This window comes from Leyella stercorea, from assembly GCF_019052365.1.
Classification (GTDB): Bacteria; Bacteroidota; Bacteroidia; order Bacteroidales; family Bacteroidaceae; genus Prevotella.
Map to the genome: position 1 here is coordinate 22,552 of NZ_JAHQUY010000002.1, position 24,518 is coordinate 47,069.

19 protein-coding genes and 5 tRNA genes are annotated in these 24,518 nt (G+C 50.4%); 5 read left to right on the top strand and 19 right to left on the bottom strand.

Annotation, left to right across the window (positions count from 1 at the left end):
• Nucleotides 1-123: 123 nt before the first annotated feature.
• The 4 genes from KTQ90_RS00580 to KTQ90_RS00595 all read right to left on the bottom strand — a co-directional run bounded on the left by KTQ90_RS00580 (nucleotide 124) and on the right by KTQ90_RS00595 (nucleotide 5,658).
• Nucleotides 124-1,071 carry a M23 family metallopeptidase gene (locus KTQ90_RS00580; protein WP_217316815.1) on the bottom strand — a complete coding sequence of 316 codons (948 nt, stop codon included), beginning with the start codon at nucleotides 1,069-1,071 and terminating at the stop codon, nucleotides 124-126.
• A 282-nt stretch (nucleotides 1,072-1,353) separates the two neighbouring features.
• Nucleotides 1,354-3,450, bottom strand: coding sequence for an ATP-dependent DNA helicase RecG (recG, locus tag KTQ90_RS00585; RefSeq protein ID WP_217316816.1), 2,097 nt, complete (start codon nucleotides 3,448-3,450; stop codon nucleotides 1,354-1,356).
• Nucleotides 3,447-3,998 carry a DJ-1 family glyoxalase III gene (locus tag KTQ90_RS00590; protein WP_217316864.1) on the bottom strand — a complete coding sequence of 184 codons (552 nt, stop codon included), beginning with the start codon at nucleotides 3,996-3,998 and terminating at the stop codon, nucleotides 3,447-3,449. The genes recG and KTQ90_RS00590 overlap by 4 nt, the downstream gene beginning before the upstream one ends.
• A 301-nt stretch (nucleotides 3,999-4,299) precedes the next feature.
• Nucleotides 4,300-5,658 (bottom strand): ATP-binding protein, encoded by a 1,359-nt coding sequence (locus KTQ90_RS00595; RefSeq protein WP_217348248.1) that lies wholly within the window; start codon nucleotides 5,656-5,658, stop codon nucleotides 4,300-4,302.
• Between the two features lie 758 nt (nucleotides 5,659-6,416).
• Between KTQ90_RS00595 and KTQ90_RS00600 the strand changes: the two genes are divergently transcribed.
• The 5 genes from KTQ90_RS00600 to KTQ90_RS00620 all read left to right on the top strand — a co-directional run bounded on the left by KTQ90_RS00600 (nucleotide 6,417) and on the right by KTQ90_RS00620 (nucleotide 10,800).
• Nucleotides 6,417-7,397, top strand: coding sequence for a T9SS type A sorting domain-containing protein (locus tag KTQ90_RS00600; protein WP_217316818.1), 981 nt, complete (start codon nucleotides 6,417-6,419; stop codon nucleotides 7,395-7,397).
• Nucleotides 7,398-7,401: 4 nt separating this feature from the next.
• The gene (locus KTQ90_RS00605; RefSeq protein WP_217316819.1) at nucleotides 7,402-8,712 is read left to right on the top strand and encodes a hypothetical protein; all 1,311 of its coding nucleotides are present in this window, start codon (nucleotides 7,402-7,404) and stop codon (nucleotides 8,710-8,712) included.
• A 543-nt stretch (nucleotides 8,713-9,255) separates the two neighbouring features.
• On the top strand, nucleotides 9,256-9,489 hold the full coding sequence (locus KTQ90_RS00610; RefSeq protein ID WP_217316820.1) for a helix-turn-helix transcriptional regulator: 234 nt from the start codon (nucleotides 9,256-9,258) through the stop codon (nucleotides 9,487-9,489).
• Nucleotides 9,486-9,833 carry a HipA N-terminal domain-containing protein gene (locus KTQ90_RS00615; RefSeq protein ID WP_217316821.1) on the top strand — a complete coding sequence of 116 codons (348 nt, stop codon included), beginning with the start codon at nucleotides 9,486-9,488 and terminating at the stop codon, nucleotides 9,831-9,833. Before KTQ90_RS00610 ends, KTQ90_RS00615 begins: the two co-directional genes overlap by 4 nt.
• 28 nt (nucleotides 9,834-9,861) lie before the next feature.
• Nucleotides 9,862-10,800 (top strand): HipA domain-containing protein, encoded by a 939-nt coding sequence (locus tag KTQ90_RS00620; RefSeq protein ID WP_217316822.1) that lies wholly within the window; start codon nucleotides 9,862-9,864, stop codon nucleotides 10,798-10,800.
• Nucleotides 10,801-11,009: 209 nt separating this feature from the next.
• Here KTQ90_RS00620 and rpoC read toward each other — a convergent pair whose 3' ends face one another.
• From rpoC to hpf, 15 genes are all read right to left on the bottom strand, one after another.
• A complete protein-coding gene (gene rpoC / locus KTQ90_RS00625) occupies nucleotides 11,010-15,338 on the bottom strand; it encodes a DNA-directed RNA polymerase subunit beta' (RefSeq protein ID WP_022157433.1) in 4,329 nt (1,442 codons plus the stop codon).
• 28 nt (nucleotides 15,339-15,366) lie between these two features.
• The gene (rpoB, locus tag KTQ90_RS00630; protein ID WP_217316823.1) at nucleotides 15,367-19,179 is read right to left on the bottom strand and encodes a DNA-directed RNA polymerase subunit beta; all 3,813 of its coding nucleotides are present in this window, start codon (nucleotides 19,177-19,179) and stop codon (nucleotides 15,367-15,369) included.
• Between the two features lie 172 nt (nucleotides 19,180-19,351).
• Entirely contained in the window at nucleotides 19,352-19,729 is a 378-nt protein-coding gene (rplL, locus tag KTQ90_RS00635; protein ID WP_022157431.1) for a 50S ribosomal protein L7/L12, read from the bottom strand.
• Between the two features lie 54 nt (nucleotides 19,730-19,783).
• Entirely contained in the window at nucleotides 19,784-20,299 is a 516-nt protein-coding gene (gene rplJ / locus KTQ90_RS00640) for a 50S ribosomal protein L10 (protein ID WP_022157430.1), read from the bottom strand.
• Nucleotides 20,300-20,317: 18 nt separating this feature from the next.
• A complete protein-coding gene (rplA, locus tag KTQ90_RS00645; protein WP_217316824.1) occupies nucleotides 20,318-21,007 on the bottom strand; it encodes a 50S ribosomal protein L1 in 690 nt (229 codons plus the stop codon).
• Between the two features lie 19 nt (nucleotides 21,008-21,026).
• Nucleotides 21,027-21,470 carry a 50S ribosomal protein L11 gene (gene rplK / locus KTQ90_RS00650; protein WP_118354694.1) on the bottom strand — a complete coding sequence of 148 codons (444 nt, stop codon included), beginning with the start codon at nucleotides 21,468-21,470 and terminating at the stop codon, nucleotides 21,027-21,029.
• A gap of 64 nt (nucleotides 21,471-21,534) precedes the next feature.
• Nucleotides 21,535-22,080 carry a transcription termination/antitermination protein NusG gene (nusG, locus tag KTQ90_RS00655; RefSeq protein ID WP_022157427.1) on the bottom strand — a complete coding sequence of 182 codons (546 nt, stop codon included), beginning with the start codon at nucleotides 22,078-22,080 and terminating at the stop codon, nucleotides 21,535-21,537.
• Nucleotides 22,081-22,095: 15 nt separating this feature from the next.
• Nucleotides 22,096-22,287, bottom strand: coding sequence for a preprotein translocase subunit SecE (secE, locus tag KTQ90_RS00660; RefSeq protein WP_022157426.1), 192 nt, complete (start codon nucleotides 22,285-22,287; stop codon nucleotides 22,096-22,098).
• A 16-nt stretch (nucleotides 22,288-22,303) separates the two neighbouring features.
• Nucleotides 22,304-22,376, bottom strand: a tRNA-Trp gene (locus tag KTQ90_RS00665).
• Between the two features lie 79 nt (nucleotides 22,377-22,455).
• Complete coding sequence (tuf, locus tag KTQ90_RS00670) at nucleotides 22,456-23,646, bottom strand: elongation factor Tu (protein ID WP_022157425.1); 1,191 nt, start codon at nucleotides 23,644-23,646, stop codon at nucleotides 22,456-22,458.
• Between the two features lie 69 nt (nucleotides 23,647-23,715).
• A tRNA-Thr gene (locus KTQ90_RS00675) sits at nucleotides 23,716-23,787 on the bottom strand.
• A gap of 4 nt (nucleotides 23,788-23,791) precedes the next feature.
• Nucleotides 23,792-23,867, bottom strand: a tRNA-Gly gene (locus KTQ90_RS00680).
• A 15-nt stretch (nucleotides 23,868-23,882) separates the two neighbouring features.
• Nucleotides 23,883-23,964, bottom strand: a tRNA-Tyr gene (locus tag KTQ90_RS00685).
• A 67-nt stretch (nucleotides 23,965-24,031) separates the two neighbouring features.
• Nucleotides 24,032-24,105, bottom strand: a tRNA-Thr gene (locus KTQ90_RS00690).
• 100 nt (nucleotides 24,106-24,205) lie between these two features.
• Nucleotides 24,206-24,505 carry a ribosome hibernation-promoting factor, HPF/YfiA family gene (gene hpf, locus KTQ90_RS00695; protein WP_022157424.1) on the bottom strand — a complete coding sequence of 100 codons (300 nt, stop codon included), beginning with the start codon at nucleotides 24,503-24,505 and terminating at the stop codon, nucleotides 24,206-24,208.
• Between the last annotated feature and the right edge of the window lie 13 nt (nucleotides 24,506-24,518).

Sequence of the window (24,518 nt, forward strand, 5' to 3'; positions counted from 1 at the left end):
GACACCAAACAACCCGAAAATCCCTTTCAAGCTGTTTGGCGTCGCCTTGCTATGTTGTTACAGTCGTAAAATATACGCTTATGAATGGCGCTATGCGTTCTTGAATAGCGCCCCGATTGCACTTTAAGAGTAGCGCAGAATCTGACCTGGGCGCAGACGCATCGTCTTTGTGATGTGGTTGAGCTTGCAGATCTTTTCTACAGTTACGCCGCGCTTCTTTGCGATGCGGTCCAATGTCTCGCCCTTCTTCACCTTGTGGTAAGAAATCTGGTCGGTAAGACCCGAAGTGGTGCGCTTGTTTGTAGCGTAGTCGTCCGAAGAGTTGGTGCTTGCGTAAGTAGAAGAATCCTGCTTACCGCGCAAGCGTGTAGCGTTGGTCGACTCGTTGTCGTATGTCTCTTTGTTGAATGCGTAGTAGTCGCCGGTTACGTCCTGCGCGCGGAAGTCGAACATAAGCGCCGGGTTGAGCGCAACGCCGCAAAGACGTGTTTCGAAGTGGAGATGCGAACCGGTGCTGCGGCCTGTATTGCCGCCGAGACCGATAACCTCGCCCGAACGAACCTCTTGGTTCTCCTCGACGAGCTGCTTTGAGAGGTGGCCGTAGATGGTCTCCAGGCCGTTGTTGTGGCGAATTACGATATACTTGCCGTAGCCGCCTGCCTCGTAGCGCACGATGCGCACCTTGCCAGAGAAGGCAGCGCGGATTGTGTCGCCGATGTACACCTTGATGTCGAGACCCTTGTGCTGGCGTCCCCAACGCGAACCGAAGTTGCTCGTGATGACACGGCTTGTGGTAGGCATGGTGAAGTGGCGGAGGTCTATCTTGTATGTCTCAGGAAGCTCCGTAGCGCGGTGAGCGTACTTGTTGTCCCAGTTGGCGTAGAGGTCTGCAGAGGGCGATTCGAGTTCTTCGCGCATAGTGATGTTGCGAAGCATGATTGTGTCGACGGCTGCCATCTTACGGTCTACCGGCGCCTGGCGTGCAAGAAGGTCTTGTGCGTTGGCGGTTGTAGAAGTAACGGCGAGCAACATCGATATTGCAAATGTCTTAACGATTTTCTTCAAATTCATTCTTCAGGCAGTTTTTTTTAAAATAGAATGAGTATATCATTCCTTCAAAAAGATGGTCATCGAATTGTAGTATATTCGATATCAGTAGTAGTTAATTTGCAATGTTGGCATAGCATTTTGAACATTGCGTTGCAAAGATACGAAAAAATATTGAATAATATTACATTATGCACTCTGCATTAACAGTTTTTGCACGAAGTTTAACATTTTCTTTGCAGCTATAAAGCAAAAAAAACAAGCCGACAGACACGCCGTTGTATCAGCCTGTCTGTCAGCTTGTTGCTATGAAATTGCCGCCCAATTGACGTTCGTATCGCGCAATTCGCGCAGTCGGCGCCAGAGCATGGCGTACTCCGACGAGGTGCATGTAGGGTCGGCGTCTATTATCTTCTGAGCTTCTTCGCGTGCGATGGTCATTATCTGTCCGTCGCGCGCTATGTCGGCTATCTTCAGGTCGAAGGCAATGCCGCTCTGCTGCGTGCCTTCGAGGTCGCCGGGTCCGCGCAGCTTGAGGTCGGCCTCAGCGATGCGAAATCCATCGTTGGTCTCGCACATGATGTCGATGCGCTTGCTCGTCTCGGCGGAGAGCTTGTAGGTGGTGACGAGTATGCAATAGCTCTGGTCGGCGCCGCGTCCTACGCGTCCGCGCAGCTGATGGAGCTGCGAGAGTCCGAAGCGCTGCGAGTCGAGTATCACCATGACGGAGGCGTTGGGCACGTTCACGCCCACCTCGATGACGGTGGTTGCGACGAGAATCTGCGTCTCGCCCGAAACGAACTTCTGCATCTCGGCGTCTTTCTCCTTCGACTTCATCTTGCCGTGCACCTTGCTTATCTTGAACTCGGGGAAGATGTCGCACAGCGCGGCGTAGCCTTCCTCGAGGTTCTTGAGGTCGCTCTTCTCGCTTTCGGTGATGAGCGGATAGACGATGTAGACCTGACGCCCGAGTCGTATCTGCTGGCGTATGCCGGAGTAGAGCGATGTCATCTGACTGTCGTACTTGTGTATGGTCTGCACGGGCTTGCGGCCGGGTGGCAGTTCGTCGATTATGCTCACGTCGAGGTCGCCGTAGATGGTCATGGCGAGTGTGCGCGGTATGGGCGTTGCGGTCATCACGAGTATGTGGGGCGGGTTCTCGCCCTTAGCCCAAAGGCGTGCGCGCTGAGCCACGCCGAAGCGGTGTTGCTCGTCGATAACCGCCACGCCGAGTCGCTGGAAACGCACGGGGTCTTCGAGCACGGCATGCGTTCCGACGAGTATCTTCACCTCGCCGGCTATGAGGGCGTCGAGCACTTCCTGACGCCGTTTGCCCTTCACCTGCCCCGTCAGCAGTTCGACGCGTATGTCGAGACCGCGCAGAAACTCCTGTATCGTGGCGAAGTGCTGCTCGGCGAGTATCTCGGTAGGCGCCATGATGCACGCCTGATAGCCGTTGCCGAGCGCTATGAGCATGGTCATGAGCGCCACGAGGGTCTTTCCGCTGCCCACGTCGCCCTGCAGCAGGCGGTTCATCTGACGGCCCGAACGCATGTCGTCGCGTATCTCGTGCACGACGCGCTTCTGCGCACCGGTGAGCTCGAACTTAAGGTTCTCGGAGTAGAAGCGGTGGAAGTCGTCGCCCACCTGCGAGAACACGTAGCCGCGGAACTTGCGGCGATGGTCGGAGGCGTAGCGCAGGATGTTGAGCTGAACGTAGAACAGCTCCTCGAACTTCAGTCGCTCGCGCGCCTTCTGCATCTCGATGGCGTTCTTCGGATAGTGGACGCAGCGCAAGGCTGTGTCGCGCGAGACGAGGTGGCGTGCGTTCACGATGAAGTCGGGCAGCGTCTCGGGTATCGGCTCCGTTATCTTCTGCAGCATCGCCTTCACCATCTTCTCCAAGGCGCGCGACGATATGTTGCGTTTCTTCATCTGCTCGGTAGTGACGTAGTAGGGCTGCATGCCCATCTCGGAGAGCTGCAGTTCGGAGGCGCGTTCTATCTCGGGATGAGAGAACTGGAAACGCCCGCCGTATACCGTGGGGCGTCCGAACACGATGTAGTCTTCGCCCACCTTGTAGGTCTTGTAAACGTACTGCGCACCGGAGAACCACACGAGGTCGACCACTCCCCTGCCGTCGGAGAAGTGAGCCACGACGCGCTTCTTGCGTGCCGACATCTCGAACTCCTCAAACGAGAGTATCCTGCCGCGTATCTGCACGAACGGCATGTCGCTCTGCAGTTCGTGTATGGCATAGATGCGGCTCCTATCCACATATTTATATGGATAGTACTCCAGAAGGTCGCCCCAGGTGCGCACGCCCAACTCCTTGTTGAGCACGTCCTTTTTGTTGGGGCCGACTCCCGGCAGATACATTATGTCCTGTGAGAGGATGTTCAAAACTCGTACATCATTCCTTTCTTCAACTCCTCAACGACGCCTGCGCCCTTGAACTCCTCAAGCAGTCGGTAAGCGTAAGCGAACGATGCGCCAGGACCCTTGCCCGTGATGATATTGCCGTCGGCGGTGCAAGGCTCGGCGGTGTATGTGGCGCCCTCAAGCTCTGTCTCGAAGCCCGGATAGCACGTAGCGTGCTTGCCGCGGAGCAGACCCAGATGGCCCAGCACCATAGGCGCAGCGCAGATGGCGCCAATGAGCTTCTGCTGTTCGGCATGGCGAACGAGCGCCGCGCGCACGCCTTCGTGCTCGTCAAGGTTCTTAGCGCCGGGCATTCCGCCGGGCAGCATGAGCAGGTCGGCGTCGCTGAAGTCGGCATCGGCGAACATCATGTCCGCCTTCACCTGCACGCCGTGCGCCGACGCCACCATCTCCGTAGCGTTGATGCTTACTGTCTTTACGTTGAGTCCGCCGCGGCGGAGGATGTCAACCGGAGCCAACGCCTCGATGTCCTCGAAGCCGTCGGCAAGAAATACGTATGCTTTTGCCATGTCGTATATGTTTACTTGTTGTTGTTCTGCATTCTTCACTTTCGGACGCAGCACGCCGAACGGATCGGCTGTCTTTGCGTCGTCCTCATCCTTCTTTTTAAGCGAATAGAATCGTGCCATATATGTATCTGTTTATCAGGCAGCGCCGCTTCAACGCACGCCGCCGCTTGTTTCTTTCGATTGCAAATATACCGTTTTTTGGCGAGACTCCGTAAGGTTTCTACTAAAAGTAGCGCAGCGCGACTAAAAAACACATTTCTAAAAATGATTTTTTAAAATATCATTTTTCAAACAATCATTTTCAAAACCTACCCCTCTCTGCCACGAACCGCTTCAGCAGAAACGTCAGGAAGTATGGGAATGTATAGAACTTGCCGTTGAATCCGATATTCTTGTACCCCAACTTGATGCCGTATTTTATATCTGGATACTTGTCTTCTTTCAGCAGATTGTTTAGTGAGGCGGTAGCGTTGTCATTAGCCTTCACCTCTATCGGAATCAAAGAATCGGCATCTCTTACAAAGAAGTCCATTTCGAGTGCGGGTCTGTCGCTGTTGTAGTAATAAAGATTGTAACCCTGCTTCACAAGCATGTCTCCAACTATATTCTCATAGACAGCCCCCTTGTACGTGCCGAGATTCTTGTTAGCCCTCAAGTCCTCCTGAGCTTCTTCGTCAAGAGAAGCAATCAGCAGACCGGTATCCTTGTAGTAAATCTTATAAAGTTTAGGGTCGTAGTTACCCTTCAACGGAAGCTCCGGCTGATTAAGACAATAGCAGACATTGATGACTCCTGCGTCAGCCAGCCACTCTACACACCCCACATAATCTCTGTTACGTGCGTTCTTGCCTATCTTTGTTATCAGGAAACGCTTGTTCTCTTTGGCAAGGAACGTAGAGATGTGGCTATAGACAGCCTTCACCTTAGCTTTATCCAAACCTTCTACATATTTGGTGATATCTTCCTCATAGTCTTTCAGCAACTGACGCTGAATAGCCAAAGTACCGCTGAAATTGTTGTTCTTGATATACGAATCTACCACCTCTGGCATACCGCCTATAGTAACATAATCGCGGAAAAGACCGAAAAGAACGTCCATCTGCAAATTGTTTATAGGCTTGACCTCCAACATATTCTGGTAAAGGTCGTCTATAAATTCCTCTGAATACCCTTTTGCCCATAGGAATTCTTCGAAATCCATAGAATGCATCTCATAATCTTCCTTGTAGCCAACACTGTTCGACTCTATTTCACGATAGTTGATACCCATCAATGAGCCGGAGCAAATTACATCAAACCGACCATCGAGTTTGAAAAACTTCAATGATGTGGCACAATTGGGACATGCCTGCAACTCATCAAAAAAGAAAAGCGTATCACCGGGTATGAACTTCAATTCAGGATTAAGCAAGGAGATGTTCTTCAGAATCGCATCAACTTCAAACCCATCTTCAAAGATATCCCTATACCTCTTTTGCTCTACAAAATTAATCTGAATAACACATTGATAGTTCTGGCTGGCAAACCATTCAATAGAACGAGTCTTGCCAACCTGTCGGGCACCTTTAATAATAAGTGGTTTACGGTCTGGATTGTTCTTCCATTCCAACAAGTAGTTATCTACCTTTCTTTTGAGCAGTTTATCCATATTCCGATTCATTTATTATATGTGCAAAGATAACACTTTTCACATAATCCACACTATAAACACCAAAAATTTCACATAATCCGCACTATAAACACCAAAAAATTCACATAATCCGCACTGTAAACACCCAAAAATTCACATAATCGCACTATTGGAGCCCGTTTTTTCATCTTAATTGACTCAATTAGCTTTACAACTAAGACCGAAAATAGTCAACTCAACGCTTTAACCCAAGATGTCCAAGTTGTTTTTTTGCACGTTAATAGATGTTACTAAATTCAAACGCACTATAAAATAAACTTAAATACCAAAGTTTTTTCGACTGTCGCTTGCATTTTAAATTATAATATTCTATCTTCGTTGGCAAAAGGATGTATAAGCAAATATCTAAAACTAAATTGTCTTTATATTCTAAACGTGCTTACTCTCATAAAAGAGTAGAGAATAGATCTATTGCAGCAGAATAGACTGCATCTCTCATTCGTCGTAAGACTTTCATTTTTTATTTTGACCACTAACTCCAAAAAGAAAAATTAACAAACATCCCCTGCCACGGAAAAAATCCGTTGAGCCACTTTGGCACATTCCACATGTAACGGGACAGAGACACATGTTTCTATGCCTTCTACAATGGGGGAAAGGAATATACGTTGTGTCTGTAGAGACTAAACAAGAAATATCATCGAGGAAACTTGTTGTAAGGTAAAATAACAATGAAATAACGGGGGCGATGCGCGTATTCAGCATCGCACCCAATAAAATGGCACGGTATGAGATACATTATTACTGCATTACTAATGATTTTTGCAGTCATTTGCAATGCGCAAAATAAAATTCCAGCACATTGGGTAAGTGGAACTCACGCGGGGCATGATTATGCCGATTTAGGCCTGCCAAGTGGAACTCTATGGGCAACTTGTAACATTGGTGCCAACGCGCCCGAAGAATATGGCGATTTCTTTGCTTGGGGCGAAGTTGAGCCAAAGGATTGGTTTGTCCCAGAGAATTATCTATATTATACAGGGAAAATTATTCAAGATTCTAGATATGGTGAATTTTATGAATGCATTGATATTGGCTGGAATATAAGTGGAACAGAATATGATGCAGCAGTGAATCTATGGGGCAGTGGTTGGCGCATGCCTACACAAGAAGAACAGTACGAACTAACAATGATGTGCTGGAGTAATGGGATAATTGAAGAGAATGATGTAAAAGGACAACGTTTCTGTGGTCCCAATACGAATAGTATTTTTATTCCAGCAGCAGGGGCGGGAGCTGGCCCTGGGGCACAATATGAACTACCAGAAGGACAATCGGCTGTATTATGGATGGGTGAAGCGAAATGCGACATCTACAATAACGGCGTTCCAGATTCAACTACCTATGTCCCAGAAAGAGCTTATTGTATTTATTATGATACTGGTGCTGGCGCTAGTAAAATGATAGGATTAAAATATACGGGGAAAAACATACGCCCTGTATATAACCCCAAAGAGGCAACAGGCATTTTATCTGTCTCTTCGCCCCCAAAAGTATTAATTGGATATAGCGAAGGAACTTTGTCCATACATGGATTGAATAATCCTGCAACGGTGAGGGTAACAGATATGTCTGGTCGAGAGTATAAATCCGCCAAATTCGGCAGAAATGCATCTATTGAGATGAATTTGCCACGTGGCTTCTATATCGTTTCCGTCTCTGACGCGAGCGGTACATTAACAACAAAAAAAATAATCGTAAAAAAGTAATCACATGAAAAAGTATATTCTTACAATCGTTGTGGTGTTGGGCTTAACGACTTCAATATCAGCGCAAGCTACAGAGCTAACATTTAAGCAATGCTCACTTGATATTCGTGCCGCTTATTGGCCATTGCGGCAGATTGATTTTACATACCAAGAACTATTATCGCTTAACGACTCCACTGCCAAAGTATATAAGGGAGATGAAGTGATTGCCGAAGGTAAACTTGCCATAAACAATTATCATGGACATGACAGTTCGAATGTCTCAACTACACAACAAGGGACAGTAGAAGTAATGTTCGACGAAGCTCTTGTTCTGCCAAAAGGTGAAACTTTCACCGTGGTTATTGACGAAGGAACTTTTTACAAAGAAGGTGAGCCTAACATCGATAATGATGAAGTTAGATATTCGTTCACTATTCCCACCGACCTCGGCGAATTCCACACGGACATTGTAGACGGTTCCACTCTTGCAAAAGCAAATCTAATGACCTTCTATTGGGGTACGGAAACTGAGAGTGATGAACAACAAGCCGTCTTGTATCGCGAGGGCGTGCCAGTACGCCAGTTTCCATTTCAAGCCACATGGGATTGGGACTTAGGACAAGTATGTGTGGATTTTGGTGAATATATAAAATTCGAGAAAGGCGTAAACTTCGCCCTTGAAATACCAGAAGGAACTGTCTATGCCATGTACCGCCCCGACATCACAAACAAGAAAGCCGTATTGCATTTTGTAGGCGGCTACGAAGAGCCACTGCCATCGATTAACTACGTGTGGTGCAGCCTATTCGACAACCACCCGACGGACGTGCTAGGTGAAGTGGCATTCTACTATAATCAAGCTGTGATGCTGTCCAGTGATCCAAAGGTGCAACTGTGGTATGGCGACAATTCGGAAATGGTCAAGGAAGTGATGCCCACGCTGACGGAGGAAGACGGTCAATGGGTGCTGAAAGCCGACTTTGAAGGCACGCCGCTGACATCCGATAAAGGCTACACCATAGTCATTCCCGACGGCACTTTGATTTCCGCCAATGGCGATGTGGTGGTAAATTCGCGCAGGACGGTAAACGTGGGCGATGCCACTGGAATATCGCAAGTCGGCAATGACGCTTTGTTGCTGCGAGCAACGAAGGGAGGTATCAGCCTGACGGGCTTGCCCACCAATACGAATATTACCGTTTGCGGACTTGACGGGAAAGTGGTTTATAGCGAGACGCCCAATGCCGCGAATGTCACCGTTCCCCTAAACAATGGCCTCTACATTGTGAAAATAGGCAATGCGCTTTCGCGCAAAATGTATATAGAGAAATAGGTTGACTGTAAACGTATCCGCTTACGATAGACTGGTAGATAGGCTGGTAGATATCGCTCTCGAAAGCCTATCTACCAGCCTTTATCGTGCTCGCAATGTGCAAGTTACGGCAATTCTGGAAGATATGGTAGATTTTTTCACGTACTGAAACTTTACAGGACAATGACATATCTCCTTAGATTAGCAGACTTGTTATTTTTACAAGAAAGCAAGTCATTGGATAACAATAATCTACCTACAACGGCTACCAGTGGGACGAGATAGTGCGTCAATGTACAGCCGTATACAAGACATACGCAAATGGAGGCGTGTTGAGATAGGCTCGCAGGAAACGGAAGTGGCGTCGTGTCCTAATTTGAACATCTTTGGATTTTTATCGTGCAGATATGCGTATGCGCACGATAAAAATCCAAAGAATATAAGGAAAGACTTTGTCTGCTAATTTAAGGTAATAAGTAAAATGAAAGAATAATTATACCCTTTCGGGTGCAATATCAAATAAATTTTATATATTTGCACCAGAAAGGGTATAATTGTATATATATGGAGACATCAATATCCGCATTTGTAAAGGAACGCCGACGCATGTTCAACCTCACGCAGGTGGATCTGGCGGAAAAGTCGGGCGTGGGACTGCGCTTCATACGCGAACTGGAGCAGGGAAAGGAGACGCTCCGCATAGACAAGATAAATCAGGTGCTCGCACTGTTCGGACACGAAGTGGGAGCGGTGCCACAACATCTTAACAGCTCAACATCTCAACACCACAACATATGAAGAGTGCAAAGATATACATGTACGACCGCTACGCAGGTCGGCTGACGGAGGACGAAAACGGATTTCAGTTTGTGTACGACAGCGAGTATCTCGCGGCGGAGGGCGCTGAGCCTATCAGCCTCACGATGCCGCTGCGCAAAGAACCGTATGAGGACAAGGTGCTCTTTCCGTTCTTCGACGGACTGGTGCCGGAGGGATGGCTGCTGAACATTGCGGAACGCAGCTGGAAGATAAACCAGCGCGACCGTATGTCGCTGCTGCTCGCCTGCTGCAAAGACTGCATCGGAGCGGTGAGCGTGGTGCCGGAAGAGGGAGCAGACGGCACGGCGCACAACCCGAACTGAGGTATTGCTAACTAAAAAACTCTTGATTATGGAAAAATGCCTTTACTGTTACAAGCCGCTGAAGGAGGGACAGAAGGACTTCCACCCTGCCTGCGCACGAAAGATGTTCGGCGTGAAGGAGGTGCCGACGCTGCCCTACAGACGCAGCGAGATAGCCGACCTCGCAAAGCAGGTGGTGCGGGCGCAGACCACGCTGACCGGCGTGCAGGCGAAGCTGTCGCTCGACGTGAACCCGGGTGGAAAGAACGAGCCCGACCGCTTCACAATCGTGGGGCTGTGGGGACGCTACATTCTGAAACCACAGACCGACGCCTACCGCGCACTGCCCGAACTGGAGGACTTGACGATGCACATGGCGGAGGCGGCGAAAATAGCCGTCGTGCCCCACTCGCTCATTCGCTTTGCCGACGGAGAGCTGTGCTACATAACACGGCGCATCGACCGCGAACGCGACGGATCGAAGATTGCGATGGAGGACATGTGCCAGCTCACGGAGCGACTCACCGAGTACAAGTACAAGGGTTCGTACGAGCAGATTGCGAAGCACATAAAGAAGTATTCGGCGGTGCCGCAGCTCGACCTCGTGAACTACTGGGAGGTGGTGGTGTTCTCGTGGATTACGGGCAACTCTGACATGCACCTGAAGAACTTCTCGCTCTACAAGTCGCCGATGGGCTACTGTCTGACGCCTGCCTACGACCTGCTATCGACCGCAATAGTGATGCCCGAGGACAAGGAGGAACTGGCGCTGACGCTCAACGGCAAGAAGGCGCGCATAAGGCGCAGCGACTTCGAGAAGTCGATAATAGCTTCGGGCGTGAACGAAAAGGTGCTCGACAACATTGCGAAGAAATTCCGCAAGGCGCTGATGAAATGGATTGAACTTATAGAGGCGTCGTTCCTGCCAGACGACTTCAAACGGCAGTACAAACGACTTATTCTGAAAAGGATGCTGATGCTAAGATGATGGTTTGAAGCATCGTGTTTATACCCTTTCGGGTGTAATATCAAGCGAATTGTTTGATATTACACCCGAAAGGGTATAATTATATATACGTACATATACAATAAAAACGCTGCAAGCAGTCGGTGAAGACTCGCTTGCAGCGTTTTCTCGTTTATGGTTTATACCGCCGTCCGGCTAAAGAACCGGACAGTGATATCGGGATTTATGCTTTATTCAGCAGACTCCTCATTAGAGTAGTCGGTCACGTTGCGGCGGTTAGCCTGCATGCGGTCGTACTCTTCGCGTGAACCCACGATGAGCTTGTCCCACTGACGCAGACCGGTACCTGCCGGGATGAGGTGACCAGAGATAACGTTCTCCTTCATACCCTCAAGGAAGTCTACCTTACCGCGGATAGCAGCCTCGTTGAGCACCTTGGTTGTCTCCTGGAACGAAGCAGCCGAGATGAAGCTCTTGGTCTGGAGAGCGGCACGTGTGATACCCTGCAGGATCTGTGTAGATGTAGCAGGCACGGTGTCGCGAACCTGAACGAGACGGAGGTCGCGGCGCTTGAGGCTTGAGTTCTCGTCGCGCAACTTGCGTGCCGAAACGATCTGACCAACCTTGAGCACGTCAGAGTCACCAGCGTCGGTGACGTACTTCTTACCCCAGATGCGGTCGTTCTCCTCAGCGAAGTCGAGCTTGTCTACCATCTCCTGCTCGAGGAATGTTGTATCACCCGGCTCGTCGATCTGTACCTTGCGCATCATCTGGCGAACGATAATCTCGAAGTGCTTGTCGTTGATCTTCACACCCTGCAGACGGTAAACGTCCTGCACCTCGTTAACGATGTACTCCTGAACGGCGGTAGGACCCTTGATGGCGAGGATGTCGCCCGGAGTGATGATACCGTCAGAAAGCGGTGTGCCTGCGCGTACGGCGTCGTGCTCCTGTACAAGAATCTGCTTAGAGAGCGATACGAGGTACTTGCGCTGGTCGCCGGTCTTCGATGTAACGATGATCTCGCGGTTGCCACGCTTCACCTTACCCATTGTCACCTCACCGTCGATTTCTGATACGACAGCTGGGTTAGACGGGTTGCGAGCCTCGAAGAGCTCGGTTACACGTGGGAGACCACCGGTGATATCGCCTGCAGAACCTGCTGCACGTGGAATCTTAACGAGTGTGGTACCGGTCTTCACGGTCTGACCGTCGTCGCATACTACGTGACCACCTACCGGGAAGTTGTATGTACCGATAACCTCGCCGTTTGCATCGAGCACGTCGCAGGTCGGAACCTTCGACTTGTCCTTAGAGTCGGTGATGATCTTCTCGGTAAGACCTGTCGCCTCGTCGGTCTCAGCGCGGTATGTGATGCCCTCGATAACGTCGTTGAAGCGGAGCGTACCTGCGTACTCTGTAACGATAACGGCGTTGAACGGGTCCCACTTAGCGATGAGGTCGCCCTTCTTCACAACGTCGCCATCCTTGAAGTAGAGCGAAGAACCGTAAGGCACGTTGACAGAAGCGAGTGCGATGTCGGTATTCGGGTCGACGAACTGCAACTCTGTAAGACGGCTCACTACCATCTGGCAGTTGACGTCCTTCTCGCCGTTGTTCTCTACGAACGGAACGACACGGAGGTCCTCAAACTTAAGCTTGCAGTCGTTCTTTGCTGTGATAGAAGCGTTGGCTGCTGCGTTACCAGCCACACCACCGGCGTGGAAGGTACGGAGAGTAAGCTGTGTACCCGGCTCACCGATAGCCTGAGCTGCGATGACACCGACAGCCTCGCCGAGCTGTACCATGCGCTGTGTAGCGAGGTTGCGACCGTAACACTTCATGCAGACGCCCTTCTTGCTCTCGCAAGTGAGCACCGAACGAATCTCTACGCTCTCGATTGGAGAGTCCTCGATGAGCTGTGCCTTAGCCTCTGTAATCTCCTCGCCAGCATTGACGATAACCTCGCCAGTGCGCGGGTCGACAACGTCGTGTACTGACACACGACCGAGGATGCGCTCGCCGAGAGAAGAAACCACCTCGTCGCCGTTCTTAAGAGCGGTGCAGACAAGTCCGCGCAGTGTGCCGCAATCCTCCTCAGAGATGATTACGTCGTGCGAAACGTCTACAAGACGACGTGTAAGGTAACCGGCGTCGGCTGTCTTCATAGCGGTATCGGCAAGACCCTTACGGGCACCGTGCGAAGCGATGAAGTACTCGAGCACCGACATACCCTCCTTGAAGTTAGAGATAATCGGGTTCTCGATAATCTGATGGCCCTCGGCACCTGCCTTCATAGGCTTAGCCATAAGACCACGCATACCAGAGAGCTGCTTGATCTGGTCCTTAGAACCACGGGCACCAGAGTCGAGCATCATGAATACGGCGTTGAAGCCCTGATCGGCCTCTGTCATCTCCTTCATAAGGATGCTTGCGAGGTCGTTGTTCACGTGAGTCCAGGTATCGATCACCTGGTTGTAACGCTCGTTCTCAGTGATGAAGCCCATGTTATAGTTGTCCTGGATGGCGCGAATCTCTTCGTGACCGCGATCCACGATTTCCTTCTTTTCTGGCGGGATGATGATATCGTCGAGGTTGAACGAAAGACCTGCAACGTAAGCCATACGGTAACCGAGGTTCTTGATGCCGTCGAGGAACTCGCAGGCGCGAGCCATACCTACAGCCTTGATTACGTCGGAGATGAGTCCGCGCAGAGTCTTCTTAGAGATGATATCGTTGAAGAAGCCTACTTCCTCTGGGATGATCTGGTTGACGATGACACGTCCTACAGATGTCTCCACCATGCGCTTCTGGAACTGGCCGTCCACTACGTCCTTCACGATCACCTTAACCGGAGCGTGGAGGTCGCACTTGCCCTCGTTGTAAGCAATGATAGCTTCCTCGTCGCCGTAGAACGAAAGGCCTGAGCCCTTTGCACCCGGACGGAGCTTTGTGATATAGTAGAGACCGAGCACCATATCCTGTGACGGCACTGTGATAGGAGCACCGTTGGCAGGGTTGAGGATGTTGTGGCTCTGAAGCATCAGCACCTGAGCTTCGAGGATAGCCTCGTTGCTCAACGGAAGGTGAACAGCCATCTGGTCGCCGTCGAAGTCGGCGTTGAACGCCGTACATGCCAACGGGTGGAGCTGGATAGCCTTGCCCTCAATGAGCTTCGGCTGGAACGCCTGGATACCGAGACGGTGAAGTGTCGGCGCACGGTTGAGCATTACCGGGTGGCCCTTCATTACGTTCTCGAGGATGTCCCAGATAACCGGCTCGCGACGGTCTACGATCTTCTTTGCGCTCTTAACGGTCTTCACGATGCCGCGCTCGATGAGCTTGCGGATGATGAACGGCTTGTAGAGCTCGGCTGCCATGAGCTTCGGCAGACCGCACTCGCCCATCTTCAGCTCCGGACCTACAACGATAACCGAACGTGCTGAATAGTCGACACGCTTACCGAGGAGGTTCTGACGGAAACGGCCCTGCTTACCCTTCAAAGAGTCAGAGAGTGACTTGAGCGGACGGTTGGCGTCGCTCTTAACGGCGCTCGACTTGCGTGAGTTGTCGAAGAGGCTGTCTACCGCCTCCTGGAGCATACGCTTCTCGTTGCGGAGGATAACCTCAGGAGCCTTGATCTCTACGAGACGCTTCAGACGGTTGTTACGGATAATTACACGACGATAGAGGTCGTTGAGGTCGGATGTTGCGAAACGACCGCCATCCAGCGGCACGAGCGGACGGAGCTCCGGCGGAGTAACCGGGATAATCTTCATGATCATCCACTCCGGACGGTTGACGCCCTTGCTTCCACGGAATGCCTCTACAACCTGCAGACGCTTCAGAGCCTCTGTCTTGCGCTGCTGCGAAGAGTCGTTGTTGGCACGGTCGCGCAACTCGTATGAAAGAGAGTCGAGGTCGAGACCTGCGAGAAGGTCGTAGACAGCCTCTGCACCCATCTTTGCAATGAACTTGTTCGGATCGGTGTCTTCAAGAAGGTCGTTCTCAGCACCGAGCTTGTTCTCTACGATGTCGAGATACTCCTCCTCAGTAAGGAGGTCCATCTTGTGCGAACCGTTGTACTCGTCGCCCTGCTCGTCGGTGCGTCCTTCGAACGCACCGGGCTGGATAACTACGTACTTCTCGTAGTAGATAACCTGATCGAGTTTCTTTGTCGGCATACCGAGCAGATAGCCGATCTTGTTAGGCAGCGAGCGGAAGTACCAGATGTGAGCTACGGGCACAACGAGCTCGATGTGTCCGCTGCGCTCACGGCGTACCTTCTTCTCAGTTACCTCAACACCGCATCGGTCGCAGACAATGCCCTTGTAGCGGATACGCTTGTACTTGCCGCAGGCGCACTCATAGTCGCGTGTCGGACCGAAGATGCGCTCGCAGAACAAGCCGTCGCGCTCGGGCTTGTAGGTGCGGTAGTTGATGGTCTCAGGCTTGGTAACCTCACCATACGAATTTTCCAGGATCTCCTCCGGAGAGGCAAGACCGATGGTAATCTTCGTGAAATTATTCTTAACTTTTGTATCTTTCTTGAAAGCCATATATTTCTATAGTTTTGGGATGTTCGGATTAATCAAGTTTGATGCTCAGACCAAGACCGCGGAGCTCATGCAGGAGCACGTTGAGCGACTCTGGGATGCCCGGTGTAGGCATTGGGTCGCCCTTAACGATAGCCTCGTAAGCCTTTGAACGGCCCACTGTATCGTCGGACTTGATTGTCAGAATTTCCTGAAGCACGTGGCTGGCACCGAACGCCTCGATAGCCCAAACCTCCATCTCACCAAAACGCTGTCCACCGAACTGTGCCTTACCACCGAGTGGCTGCTGTGTGATGAGCGAGTACGGACCGATTGAACGGGCGTGCATCTTGTCCTCAACCATGTGACCGAGTTTCAAGAAGTATGTCACACCTACTGTAGCCGGCTGGTCGAAGCGCTCGCCTGTCTCACCATCATAAAGGTGTGTAGAGCAGAGGTGCGGCAGACCTGCCTTGTCTGTCCATTCAGAGAGGTCCTCAAGGTGAGCACCGTCGAAGATAGGTGTAGCGAACTTGACGCCGAGCTTACGGCCGGCAGCACCGAGGATAGCCTCGAAGATCTGACCGAGGTTCATACGAGAAGGCACGCCGAGCGGGTTCAATACCAAGTCGACCGGACGACCGTCCTCGAGGAACGGCATATCCTCCATACGTGTAATCTTCGAAACGATACCCTTGTTACCGTGACGACCTGCTAGCTTATCACCTACGCCAATCTTACGCTTCTTTGCAACGTATACCTTAGCCATCTGGAGGATGCCTGAAGGCAGCTCGTCGCCGATGGTGATGGCGAACTTCTTACGCTTGAGTTCTGCGTCGAGCAGCTTGTACTTGCGTATGTAGTTCATGATGAGCTTAGAGATGAGCTTGTCGGTGTGCTCGTCGCCGGTCCAGTCGTTCGACTGAATGCCGTCGTACTCGAGGTTCTTCAGCATTGTAGCTGTGAACTTTGTGCCCTTTGTGATGATCTCTGCACCAGAGTAGTCCTTAACACCCTGCGAAACCTTGTCCTCGGTGAGTGTGAGGAGCTTGTCGACGAGAATATCCTTCAAGTCGTCGTTCTTTGCCTCATACTCCTCGTCAATCTTGGCGAGAATCACCTTGTCCTGCTTCTTCGACTCGCGTGTCTTGACGGCACGAGAGAAGAGCTTCTTGTCGATAACCACACCGCTGAGCGACGGGTTAGCCTTGAGTGAAGAGTCCTTCACGTCGCCAGCCTTGTCGCCGAAGATGGCGCGGAGCAGCTTCTCCTCCGGTGACGGGTCGCTCTCGCCCTTCGGCGAAATCTTACCGATGAGGATGTCGCCCGGCTCGATGCGTGCACCGATGCGAACGATACCGTTGTCGTCGAGGTCCTTTGTAGCTTCCTCCGAAACGTTAGGAATATCGCTTGTGAACTCCTCCATGCCGCGCTTTGTCTCGCGAACGTCGAGTGAGTACTCGTCTACGTGTACAGATGTAAGCACGTCGTCGCGAATCATGCGCTCTGAAAGCACGATGGCGTCCTCATAGTTGTAACCCTTCCACGGCATGTAAGCCACGAGGAGGTTGCGACCGAGTGCGAGCTCGCCGTTCTCTGTAGCGTAACCCTCTGTGAGGATGTCGCCCTTCTTAACGCGCTGACCCTTGTTGCAGATAGGACGCAAGTCGATGGTCATGTTCTGGTTGGTGCGGCGGAACTTCGGAATGCGGTACTCCTTGAGAGCCGGCTCGAAGCTTACGAACTCCTCGTCGTCGGTGCGATCGTAGAGGATGCGGATTGTTGTAGCGTCTACGTATTCGATAACGCCCTCGCCCTCTGCAGTAATCATTGTACGAGAGTCCTCGCACACCTGCTTCTCAAGACCTGTACCTACGATAGGTGCGTCGTTGTGGAGCAATGGCACTGCCTGGCGCATCATGTTACATCCCATGAGTGCGCGGTGACCGTCGTCGTGCTCCAAGAACGGGATAAGACCTGCCGATACAGATGCGATCTGCTGCGGAGAGACGTCCATGAGGTCTACGTCTGATGGCGGCACAACCGGGAACTCGGCGTTCTGACGGCACTTAACGTTGTCGCGTATGAACGAACCGTCCTCGCGCAGAGGAGCGTTACCCTGACCGATTACGTGGTCTTCCTCTTCCTCAGCGGTGAGGTATACTACGTGGTCGTTATTGAGGTCGACGAGCGAATCCTTCACGCGGCGGTAAGGAGTGGCGATGAAGCCGAGCTCGTTGATAGTTGCGTAAACGCAGAGAGACGAGATAAGACCGATGTTCGGACCCTCAGGGCTCTCAATCGGGCAAAGACGTCCGTAGTGTGTATAGTGTACGTCTCGCACCTCGAAGCCTGCACGCTCACGTGACAGACCGCCAGGACCGAGTGCCGAAAGACGACGCTTGTGAGTAACCTCGGCAAGCGGGTTGGTCTGGTCCATGAACTGCGAGAGCGGGTTGGTGCCGAAGAACGAGCTTACAACGCTCGAGATTGTCTTGGCGTTGATAAGGTCTGTCGGCTGGAACACCTCGTTGTCACGCACGTTCATGCGCTCGCGGATTGTGCGGCTCATACGTGCCAGACCGATAGAGAACTGGTTGCTGAGCTGCTCGCCTACTGTGCGTACGCGGCGGTTAGAGAGGTGGTCGATATCGTCAACAGTTGCGTTAGAGTTAACCAACTGGATGAGATAGCGGATGATGGCGATGATATCCTCCTTTGTAAGAACGCGTGTCTCAGAGTCGATGTCGAGACCGAGCTTCTTGTTGATGCGGTAGCGACCAACTTCGCCGAGGTCGTAGCGCTTGTCAGAGAAGAATATGTTCTGGAACACCTCGCGTGCCGATGCGTCATCAGCCGGGTCAGCGTTGCGGAGCTGACGGTAGATGTAAAGCACAGCCTCCTTCTCAGAGTTAGAGGGGTCTTTAGCGAGAGTGTTGAAAATGATTGAGTAGCGTGAAGCTGCCTCTGCGTCCTTGTGGAGAAGCACTGAAGCGTTGCCCGACTCGAGGATGTCGTCGATGTTCTCTTCTGTGAGCACAGTCTCGCGCTCCATGATAACCTCGTTGCGCTCGATAGACACAACCTCGCCCGTATCCTCGTCTACGAAGTCCTCGTTCCAGGTCTTCAGCACACGTGCGGCGAGCTTGCGGCCGATGGCAGCCTTCATGTTCTTCTTGTTCACCTTCACCTCCTCAGCAAGGTCGAATATCTGGAGGATATCCTTGTCCTGCTCGAAGCCCATGGCGCGCAAAAGAGTTGTTACGGGCAACTTCTTCTTACGGTCGATGTATGCGTACATCACGTTGTTGATGTCGGTAGCGAACTCAATCCACGAACCCTTGAACGGGATGATACGTGCCGAGTAGAGCACAGTACCGTTAGCATGCACACCCTGACCGAAGAACACGCCCGGCGAGCGGTGCAACTGCGAAACTACTACGCGCTCTGCACCGTTGATGACGAACGTACCGTTGGATGTCATGTAAGGGATCGTGCCAAGGAAAACGTCCTGTATGAATGTGCCGAAGTCTTCGTGTTCGGGGTCCGTACAGTAGAGTTTCATCTTAGCCTTCAAAGGTACGCTATATGTAAGACCGCGCTCAAGGCACTCGTCAATTGAGTAGCGGGGCGGGTCGATATAGTAATCCAAGAACTCAAGAACGAAATTGTTACGTGTGTCGGTGATAGGGAAGTTCTCAGAGAACACCTTATACAAACCGTCATTCTTGCGTTCCTCAGGCGGAGTGTCTAACTGTAAGAAGTCCTTGAAAGACTTTAACTGCACATCGAGGAAATCCGGATATGGCAACGGATTATGGACGGTGGCAAAATTTACTCTGTTATCAACAATTTTTGAAGCCATCAGAAGTTATTATGGGTGATAAAAAATCGAAATAAGCGGAAAGACACAAAAAGGTTAGGACCCACCTACTTGGAAGATCCTAACCATATTTGCTAATTTTAAAATATCGGGTTAACCTTTCCTAAATACTGCTTAGCAGCGTTAAACCCGACATTTGAATTGTAAGCTGTTATTACTTGAGCTCTACCTTAGCACCTGACTCCTCGATAGCCTTCTTCAAGTTCTCAGCCTCTTCCTTAGAGAGACCTTCCTTGATCTTAGCAGGAGCAGCGTCTACGAGGTCCTTAGCTTCCTTCAAGCCGAGACCACAAGCTTCCTTAACTGCCTTTACAACCTGGAGCTTAGCGCCACCTACCTCAGCGAGGATAACATCGAAAGATGTCTTCTCCTCAGCTGCATCAGCACCACCTGCTGCAGGACCAGCAGCTACAGCTACAGCTGCAGCAGCAGGCTCAATACCATACTCGTCCTTGAGGACTGTTGCCAACTCGTTTACTTCCTTTACTGTAAGATTTACCAATTCTTCAGCAAGAGCTTTAATATCTGCCATTGTATTTAAATTTTAATTGTTTTTAATGTTAATGTTCTTTGACTTGTAGTTATATTACTCAGGACGCTCGCCCAAAGTCTTAAGCACACCGTGAATAGTGTTTGCGCCTGACTGAAGAGCAGAGATAACGTTCTTTGCAGGCGACTGGAGCAGTGCAACAATGTCTGCAATAACCTCGCTCTTGCTCTTGATAGCTACGAGAGCCTCGAGCTGATCTGCGCCGAAGATTGTCTCCTCAGCATATGCACCCTTGAGTGCAGGTACGCCATCCTTAACGTATTCCTTCAGGAGCTTAGCCGGTACGTTAGCTGTGTGAGCGAACATAACTGCTGTAGTGCCCTTGAGAGCGCCGTACAGAGGCTCGAAATCAATGTCGCTTGCCTGGAAAGCCTCGCGGAGAAGTGTGTTCTTAACGACGATCATCTTGATCTCGTTCTTGAAGCACTTGCGGCGGAGGTTGCTTGTAGCCTCGGCGTTGAGACCTGCGAGGTCAACGATGTAGAAGTGAGGGAACTCCTTCAGCTTCGCACCGAGTTCGGCAATAATAGTATCTTTTACTTCTTTCTTCATTTTACAAAACTTTTAGAGTTACTCAACTGATTTAGGATCAACCTTGATACCCTTACTCATAGTGCTTGAAATAAAGATACTCTTGATGTATGTACCTTTAGCAGCAGCAGGCTTGAGCTTGATGATGGTAGCGATGAACTCCTTAGCATTCTGATAGATTGCCTCCGAAGAGAAGCTTACCTTACCGATTGAAGTGTGGATAATACCAGCCTTGTCAACCTTGAAATCAATCTTACCCTGCTTTACTTCCTTAACCGCCTTGGCAACGTCCATTGTTACAGTGCCGCTCTTAGGGTTAGGCATGAGTCCGCGCGGACCGAGGATACGGCCGATAGGACCAATCTTACCCATGCATGACGGCATAGTGATAATAACGTCGACGTCTGTCCAACCACCCTTGATCTTATCGATATACTCGTCAAGACCTACGTAGTCAGCACCTGCTTCCTTAGCAGCAGCCTCCTGATCGGGAGTACAGAGAGCGAGTACGCGTGTTACCTTACCGGTACCGTTGGGAAGAGAAACCACGCCGCGAACCATCTGGTTAGCCTTACGCGGGTCTACGCCCAAGCGTACGTCGATATCGAGAGAAGCGTCAAACTTGGTTGTGGTAATTTCCTTTACCAGCTCTGAAGCCTCTTTCAATGTGTACATCTTCCCTGCTTCAACCTTGTCAGCTACTGATTTTTGATTTTTTGTCAGTTTCATTTCTTAAAAATTGAAGTTATTAAACATTTTCAGGGAAGTCTCCCTCTACAGTGATACCCATACTTCTTGCTGTACCAGCAACGAGTCGCATAGCCGATGCAACTGTAAAGCAGTTCAAATCTTTCAGTTTGTCCTCAGCGATTGCTTTTACCTGCTCCCAAGTTACTTTACCAACTTTCTGGCGGTTAGGCTGAGCTGAGCCACTCTTAACTTTAGCTGCCTCTTTCAGCTGTACTGCTGCAGGAGGAGTCTTAAGTTCGAAGCTGAACGATTTATCGGTGTAGTAAGTGATAACAACAGGAATTACCTTGCCTGCCTTATCCTGGGTTCTGGCGTTGAACTCTTTGCAGAATCCCATGATGTTAATACCCTTAGAACCAAGTGCAGGTCCTACTGGAGGAGAAGGATTCGCAGCGCCACCTTTAATCTGTAATTTGATTAATCCAGCAACTTCTTTAGCCATTTTGTCTGTTAATATTTAAATTGATTTAATATAAAAGAATTCTAAACGCATTCGTAACCTTGCGTTAGCCTTCTTTTTCGACTTGCATAAAACCTAATTCCAACGGAGTTTTGCGTCCGAAGATCTTGACCATCACCTTTAGTTTGCGCTTCTCGACATTCACCTCTTCGATGATGCCGCTGAAGCCAGAGAACGGTCCGTCTGTCACCTTGACAGTCTCGTCAACTACGTACGGGATGTCGATGTTGTCTTCAATCTCCGTTTCCTCGCATGAACCGAGCATACGGTTGATTTCCGACTGCGGAACTGGTGAGGGGTTGTCCAAGCCTCCAAGAAAGCCTAAAACGTTCGGCATGAAACGCAGCGTGTGTGCTACGTCGCCTACGAGGGCAGCTTCTACGAATACATAACCGGGGAGAGAGATTTTCTCCTTGATTACTCTTTTGCCATTACGCAAAGATGCGTGTTTCTCGAGCGGCAGAACCACTTGCGAAACATGCGTCTGAAGTAATGGGTTGTGCTTGATCTCAGCGTCGATATATTCCTTTACTTTGAATTCCTTTCCGCTGGCAGCACGAAGCACGTACCATTTTTTTTCTGTCTTAGCCATTTTTCTTGAAAATGATTAACCTGGATAAACCATGCTCATTGCCCACTTGAACAGAGAGTCCATAGCGAACACCACAACTGCAATGACAAGGGAAGCAGATAATACAATCACTGCACTGTGGTTGAGTTCGGCATAACTTGGCCAAGTTGTTTTATGCGCAAGTTCGTCGTAACAAGTCTTGCAATAATTTACAAACTTCTTAAACATATTATCTTCTTTTTAGCACGGGAAGAGAGGCTCGAACTCCCGACACCTGGTTTTGGAGACCAGTGCTCTACCAACTGAGCTATTCCCGTAGGATAGTTCCCGACGCCGTAGCGATGCGGGAACTATTTTTATTTAGTGCAGCCTCTTGCGAGTCTGCGGTCCGTCGAATTAGTCTTCGAGGATCTTTGTGATCTGGCCAGAACCTACTGTACGACCACCCTCGCGGATAGCGAAACGAAGGCCCTCGTTCAGAGCAACTGCGTAGATGAGCTCAACCTCGATCTCTACGTTGTCACCAGGCATTACCATCTCAACTCCCTCAGGAAGTTTGATCTCGCCTGTGCAGTCCATAGTACGGAGGTAGAACTGAGGACGATACTTGTTGCCGAACGGTGTGTGACGACCACCCTCTTCCTTCTTCAAAACGTAGATAGAAGCCTTGAAGTGCTTGTGAGGCTTGATCTGACCCGGGTGGCAGAGTACCATACCGCGCTTGATCTCGTTCTTGTCGATACCACGGAGGAGAAGACCTACGTTATCGCCAGCTTCACCCTCGTCAAGGATCTTACGGAACATCTCAACACCAGTTACGACACACTTCTTGTCCTCACCGAGACCAAGGAGCTCTGTCTCGTCGCCTACCTTAACGCGACCAGTCTCGATACGACCAGTAGCAACGGTACCACGACCTGTGATTGAGAATACGTCCTCGATAGGCATCAAGAATGGTTTGTCGAGGTCACGTGGAGGCTCCTGGATCCATGTATCAACAGCGTCCATAAGCTCCATTACCTTGTCAGCCCACTTCTCTACACCATTGAGTGCACCAAGAGCAGAACCGCGGATGATAGGAGTTTCCTCCTCATAGCCGTACTGGTCGAGGATCTCGCGAACCTCCATCTCTACGAGCTCGAGCATCTCCTCGTCCTCTACCATATCGCACTTGTTCAAGAAAACAACCATGCGCGGTACGTTTACCTGACGAGCGAGAAGTACGTGCTCACGTGTCTGAGGCATAGGACCGTCAGTAGCAGCAACTACAAGGATAGCACCGTCCATCTGAGCAGCACCAGTTACCATGTTCTTAACGTAGTCGGCGTGACCCGGGCAGTCTACGTGAGCGTAGTGACGCTTTGCTGTTTCGTACTCGATGTGAGCTGAGTTGATGGTGATACCACGCTCTTTCTCCTCAGGAGCGTTATCGATCTGGTCGAAAGACTTAACATCCTCGCCGCCGAAGCCTCTGTCGTGAAGAGTCTTTGAGATGGCAGCAGTAAGAGTGGTCTTACCATGGTCAACGTGACCAATTGTACCAATGTTTACGTGCGGTTTGGTGCGCACAAATGTTTCTTTAGCCATAGCTTTCTTATTTTATATATAAATTGAATGTTCGTTTTTCTTCCGATTCTTGGTTTAAAGAACAGAAAGAGCTGTAACTGAGAGTTGAACTCAGGACCTCTTCCTTACCAAGGAAGTGCTCTACCACTGAGCTATTACAGCAACTTGGAGCGGAAAACGGGGCTCAAACCCGCGACCCCCAGCTTGGAAGGCTAGTGCTCTATCAACTGAGCTATTTCCGCAAAGATAAAGTGAAGTGGGTGGTGATGGATTCGAACCACCGAAGGCATAGCCAGCAGATTTACAGTCTGCCCCATTTGACCACTCTGGTAACCACCCAATCTTTATTAGTAGCGTATCGCTTGGATACTGAAGAAAAACTGCGTTCAGGTTTTCCGTTTGTTTGAGCCTCTTGTCGGATTCGAACCAACGACCCCGAGATTACAAATCACGTGCTCTGGCCAACTGAGCTAAAGAGGCAGATCCTTGCAGCCGCTAAGGCTTGCGTTTAGGACGTGTTCTAAAACGGCTGCAAAGATACGACTTATTTTTTATTCGCCAAAATTTTTCGGCTTTTTTTTTACATCTTGCGTGTTTTTTCCTTGAATTTAGTTAGCTGCACCTTCATTGCGTCTACGCAGAGGTCGATGCCTTCCTCGAATGTGTCGCATGTTTTCTCGACGAAGAGCTTCTGTCCGGGGACGGTCACTTCGAGGCTTGTTTCCTTGTTCTGCGCGGTGGCTGGCTTCACTACTTTGAGCTGCACTTCTGCGCTGCTTATATCCTCGAATGTCTTCTCAAGCTTTGCTACTTTCTTCTCGATGAATTCCTGTAGTTTCTCGGTAGCGTCAAAGTGAATTGACTGAATCTTTACGTTCATAGTGTCCTCCTTT

Excerpts from the sequence above, each read along its gene's own strand:
- KTQ90_RS00580 (WP_217316815.1), bottom strand. The coding sequence starts at position 1,071 with ATGAATTTGAAGAAAATCGTTAAGACATTTGCAATATCGATGTTGCTC.
- KTQ90_RS00590 (WP_217316864.1), bottom strand. The coding sequence starts at position 3,998 with ATGGCAAAAGCATACGTATTTCTTGCCGACGGCTTCGAGGACATCGAG.
- KTQ90_RS00595 (WP_217348248.1), bottom strand. The coding sequence starts at position 5,658 with ATGAATCGGAATATGGATAAACTGCTCAAAAGAAAGGTAGATAACTAC.
- KTQ90_RS00600 (WP_217316818.1), top strand. The coding sequence starts at position 6,417 with ATGAGATACATTATTACTGCATTACTAATGATTTTTGCAGTCATTTGC.
- KTQ90_RS00605 (WP_217316819.1), top strand. The coding sequence starts at position 7,402 with ATGAAAAAGTATATTCTTACAATCGTTGTGGTGTTGGGCTTAACGACT.
- KTQ90_RS00610 (WP_217316820.1), top strand. The coding sequence starts at position 9,256 with ATGGAGACATCAATATCCGCATTTGTAAAGGAACGCCGACGCATGTTC.
- KTQ90_RS00615 (WP_217316821.1), top strand. The coding sequence starts at position 9,486 with ATGAAGAGTGCAAAGATATACATGTACGACCGCTACGCAGGTCGGCTG.
- KTQ90_RS00620 (WP_217316822.1), top strand. The coding sequence starts at position 9,862 with ATGGAAAAATGCCTTTACTGTTACAAGCCGCTGAAGGAGGGACAGAAG.
- rpoC (WP_022157433.1), bottom strand. The coding sequence starts at position 15,338 with ATGGCTTTCAAGAAAGATACAAAAGTTAAGAATAATTTCACGAAGATT.
- rpoB (WP_217316823.1), bottom strand. The coding sequence starts at position 19,179 with ATGGCTTCAAAAATTGTTGATAACAGAGTAAATTTTGCCACCGTCCAT.
- rplL (WP_022157431.1), bottom strand. The coding sequence starts at position 19,729 with ATGGCAGATATTAAAGCTCTTGCTGAAGAATTGGTAAATCTTACAGTA.
- rplJ (WP_022157430.1), bottom strand. The coding sequence starts at position 20,299 with ATGAAGAAAGAAGTAAAAGATACTATTATTGCCGAACTCGGTGCGAAG.
- rplA (WP_217316824.1), bottom strand. The coding sequence starts at position 21,007 with ATGAAACTGACAAAAAATCAAAAATCAGTAGCTGACAAGGTTGAAGCA.
- rplK (WP_118354694.1), bottom strand. The coding sequence starts at position 21,470 with ATGGCTAAAGAAGTTGCTGGATTAATCAAATTACAGATTAAAGGTGGC.
- nusG (WP_022157427.1), bottom strand. The coding sequence starts at position 22,080 with ATGGCTAAGACAGAAAAAAAATGGTACGTGCTTCGTGCTGCCAGCGGA.
- secE (WP_022157426.1), bottom strand. The coding sequence starts at position 22,287 with ATGTTTAAGAAGTTTGTAAATTATTGCAAGACTTGTTACGACGAACTT.
- tuf (WP_022157425.1), bottom strand. The coding sequence starts at position 23,646 with ATGGCTAAAGAAACATTTGTGCGCACCAAACCGCACGTAAACATTGGT.
- hpf (WP_022157424.1), bottom strand. The coding sequence starts at position 24,505 with ATGAACGTAAAGATTCAGTCAATTCACTTTGACGCTACCGAGAAACTA.